Annotated in this window: 3 protein-coding genes and 1 pseudogene; 3 read left to right on the forward strand and 1 reads right to left on the reverse strand. The window is 61.9% G+C overall.

Annotation, left to right across the window (positions count from 1 at the left end):
- Window positions 1-1,051 (forward strand): acetyl-CoA C-acyltransferase (locus AAAB16_RS14775; RefSeq protein WP_340663998.1); only part of this gene is annotated, 1,051 nt, incomplete at its 5' end.
- A gap of 465 nt (window positions 1,052-1,516) precedes the next feature.
- Here AAAB16_RS14775 and AAAB16_RS14780 read toward each other — a convergent pair.
- Window positions 1,517-2,149, reverse strand: coding sequence for a LysE family transporter (locus AAAB16_RS14780; protein ID WP_340663999.1), 633 nt, complete (start codon window positions 2,147-2,149; stop codon window positions 1,517-1,519).
- A 69-nt stretch (window positions 2,150-2,218) separates the two neighbouring features.
- Between AAAB16_RS14780 and AAAB16_RS14785 the strand changes: the two genes are divergently transcribed.
- Window positions 2,219-3,184 (forward strand): 2-hydroxyacid dehydrogenase, encoded by a 966-nt coding sequence (locus AAAB16_RS14785; RefSeq protein ID WP_340664000.1) that lies wholly within the window; start codon window positions 2,219-2,221, stop codon window positions 3,182-3,184.
- Between the two features lie 42 nt (window positions 3,185-3,226).
- Window positions 3,227-3,553 (forward strand): annotated as a pseudogene (locus AAAB16_RS14790) (16S rRNA methyltransferase); the annotation flags it as partial.

Genomic DNA, 3,553 nt, shown 5'->3' on the forward strand with positions numbered 1-3,553 from the left:
CATTCAGGCCGCCGATGTACAAGAAGTGATCATGGGCTGCGTACTGCCCGCCGGCCTGAAACAAGGCCCCGCTCGCCAAGCCTCGCTGAATGCCGGCCTGCCCAGCGCCACCGGCTGCACCACCATCAACAAACTCTGCGGCTCGGGTATGAAAGCCGTCATGCTCGCCCACGACCTGCTCAAGGCCGGCACCAACTCGGTGATGGTCGCCGGCGGTATGGAAAGCATGTCCAACGCCCCCTACATCCTGGAAAAAGCCCGCAGCGGCCTGCGCATGGGCCACGGCGAAATCAAAGACCATATGTTCCTCGACGGCCTGGAAGATGCCCGCACCGGGCGCCTGATGGGCTCGTTTGCGCAAGAGACCGCCGACAAATACGGCATCAGCCGTGAAGAGATGGACGCGTACGCCATCGAGTCGTTGAAGCGTGCGCAGAAGGCCATTGCCGATGGCTCGCTGACGGCGGAAATCGTCCCGGTGACCGTCACCAGCCGCAAAGGCGACGTGCTGGTTAAGGACGACGAGCAACCGCTCAACGCCAACCTGGACAAAATCCCCGGCCTGAAACCGGCCTTCCGCAAGGACGGCACCATCACGGCGGCGAACGCCAGCTCGATCTCTGACGGTGCCAGCGCGTTGGTACTGATGACCGCTGACGAGGCAGCGCGTCGTGGTCTTAAGCCGCTGGCCAAGATCGTCGGCCATGCCACGCAAAGCCAAGACCCCAGCGAATTCACCATCGCGCCCATCGGCGCCATGACCAATTTGTTCGCCAAAACCGGCTGGAACAAAGGCGACGTTGACCTGTTTGAAATCAACGAAGCGTTTGCCATGGTGACCATGTTGGCCATGCGTGAGCATGGGTTGGACCATGCCAAGGTCAACGTCTACGGCGGCGCTTGTGCGCAGGGGCACCCGGTGGGGTCCACGGGGTCGCGGATTATCCTGACCTTGATTAATGCCCTGAAAAACACCGGCGGCAAACGCGGTGTGGCAGCGTTGTGCATCGGTGGGGGTGAGGCGACTGCGGTGGCGGTTGAGCTGATCTAGGCCGCAAGCGAAAAACAAAAGCCCCTCACCCCAGCCCTCTCCCGTAAACGGGAGAGGGAGCTGATCGCACAATAACGGCGAGCGCAAACTTGCTCCCCTCGCCCCGCTTGCGGGAGAGCGGCCGGGGGAGAGGGGCTTTTGCTCCAGCGATCACGGCAACTTGGCAAACGCCACCTTCACGCCCAAACCAATCAACACCAAACCCATCGCCCGATCAAACCGCTGAAATTCGCCTCAACCCCGTCGTCCCCGCGCAGGCGGGGATGACGGAAGTGAGCTATGGCATCCGCGCCAAAGCCACTTTCACCCCCAGACCAATCAACACCACGCCCATCGCCCGATCAAACCGCTGTAATTAGCCTCAACCCCGTCGTCCCCGCGCAGGCGGGGACCCAGGATTCCCAGACCAGCGCTGTCACCTAAGACACTCTGGATCCCCGCCTACGCGAGGATGACGGAAGTGACCTATGGCATCCGCGCCAAAGCCACTTTCACCCCCAAACCAATCAACACCACGCCCATCGCCCGATCAAACCAGTGCCCCATACGGCTAAAGCCGGCGCGCACGCGTTCTTGGCTAAAGAGCCAGGCCACCAGGCAAAACCAGGTCGCCGTAGCGGCTGCCAGGTACACGCCATAACCGGCCTGCACTAACAGCGGCGTATGCGGGTTGATCACTACGGTAAACAAGGAAAGGAAAAACAACGTCGCTTTGGGGTTCAGGCCATTGGTGACAAAGCCACTGACAAACGCCCCACGCGCCGAGCGCTGTAGCGGCTCAACCAGCAGTTCTCGCTCGCCACCCGCTGCCGCTGGCTGCGCGCGCAAGGCCTTGATGCCGATGTAAACCAGGTAGGCTGCCGCCAGCCATTTCAACGCGCTAAACAGCACGATGGACTGCGACACGATCAACCCAATGCCCAGCAAGGAATAAGTGACGTGGAGGAAAATCGCGCAGCCCACACCCAGCGCTGTCCATGTTCCAGCCCGGCGCCCATTAGCCACGCTTTCACGCACCACCACGGCGAAGTCTGGCCCCGGGCTGGCCACCGCCAGCAGGTGAATCAGGGCAACGGTAAGAAACTCCGTCCAGTACATAGTGGTGCTCCGAAGTAAGGTAGGCTGGCAACGATACGCCCCTCCCCGTCTGCAAAAAAGGTACAGCTGATGACAGCCTCCAGCCGCGCCGTGTTCCTCGATCACGACTCCCTTGACCTTGGCGACCTCGATTTGGCGCTGCTTCACGCCGCCTTTAGCGCGCTGACGCTGCATGGTCTGACCACCCCCGAACAAGTGGCCGAACGGCTGCAAAATGCCGATGTGGTGATCACCAATAAAACCCCGATCACGGCTGAAACCTTCGCCGCCTGCCCGCAGTTAAAGCTGGTGTTGGTGGCCGCCACCGGCACCAATAATGTCGACCTCTCCGCCGCTCGCGAGCACGGGGTGGTGGTGAGTAATTGCCAGGGTTACGGTACGCCGTCGGTGGCCCAACACACACTGATGTTGCTGCTGGCATTGGCTACCCGTTTGCCCGATTACCAGCGTGATATTCGCGCCGGCAAGTGGCAGCAAGCGAAGATGTTCTGCTTGCTGGATTACCCCATCGTCGAGCTGGAAGGCAAAACCCTCGGCCTGCTCGGCCATGGCGAATTGGGTGGCGCGGTGGCCAAGCTGGCTGAGGCCTTTGGTATGCGCGTGTTGTTTGGCCAACTGCCTGGGCGCCCTGCCCGCGACAACCGCTTGCCACTGGCAGAATTGCTACCGCAGGTAGATGCCCTGACCCTGCATTGCCCGCTGAACGAGCACACGAAAAATCTGATCGACACCGCGCAACTGGACCTGATGAAACCTACGGCGTATCTGATCAACACCGCCCGCGGTGGCCTGGTCAATGAGCAGGCGTTGGCCGACACCTTGCGCCGTGGTCATCTGGGCGGCGCGGCGACCGATGTGCTGATTCAGGAACCGCCCACTGCCGGCAATCCGCTGCTGGCCGACGATATTCCGCGTCTGATCATCACCCCCCATAGCGCCTGGGGCAGCCGCGAGGCGCGCCAGCGGATCGTTGGGCAAATCAGCGAGAACGCGGCCGCGTTTTTCAACGGTGCGCCTAAGCGGCAGGTCGGCTAAGCTGCCGGGCTTTTTCCCCAGCGCTCTTTCCAGGAGAACCCCATGGACCCGCGAAGCGAAGTGCTGCTGCGCCAGCCCGAGTTATTCACCGGCAACCTCTTATTGGTAGGTTTGCCGGCCGATGACCTGCTCGGCCAACTGCCCGCCGCCCATGGCTGGAGCTGGCATGCCGGCGACCATAACGCCCTTAGCGCGCGCTTCCCCGAACGCTGCCAGTTTGCTGTGGAGCCGGACGAGCGAGCCTTCGACGCCGCCGTGGTATTTCTGCCGAAATCCCGCGAGCTTACCGACTATCTGTTGCAGGCGCTGGCCTCGCGTTTGGCCGGGCGCGAACTGTTTCTGGTGGGGGAAAAACGCGCCGGTATCGAG

Source organism: Pseudomonas sp. (genome assembly GCF_037994325.1).
Lineage (GTDB): Bacteria > Pseudomonadota > Gammaproteobacteria > Pseudomonadales > Pseudomonadaceae > Aquipseudomonas.

Bases quoted from the DNA above. Each gene is read 5' to 3' on its own strand.
- AAAB16_RS14780 (WP_340663999.1), bottom strand. From the start codon at position 2,149: ATGTACTGGACGGAGTTTCTTACCGTTGCCCTGATTCACCTGCTGGCG.
- AAAB16_RS14785 (WP_340664000.1), top strand. From the start codon at position 2,219: ATGACAGCCTCCAGCCGCGCCGTGTTCCTCGATCACGACTCCCTTGAC.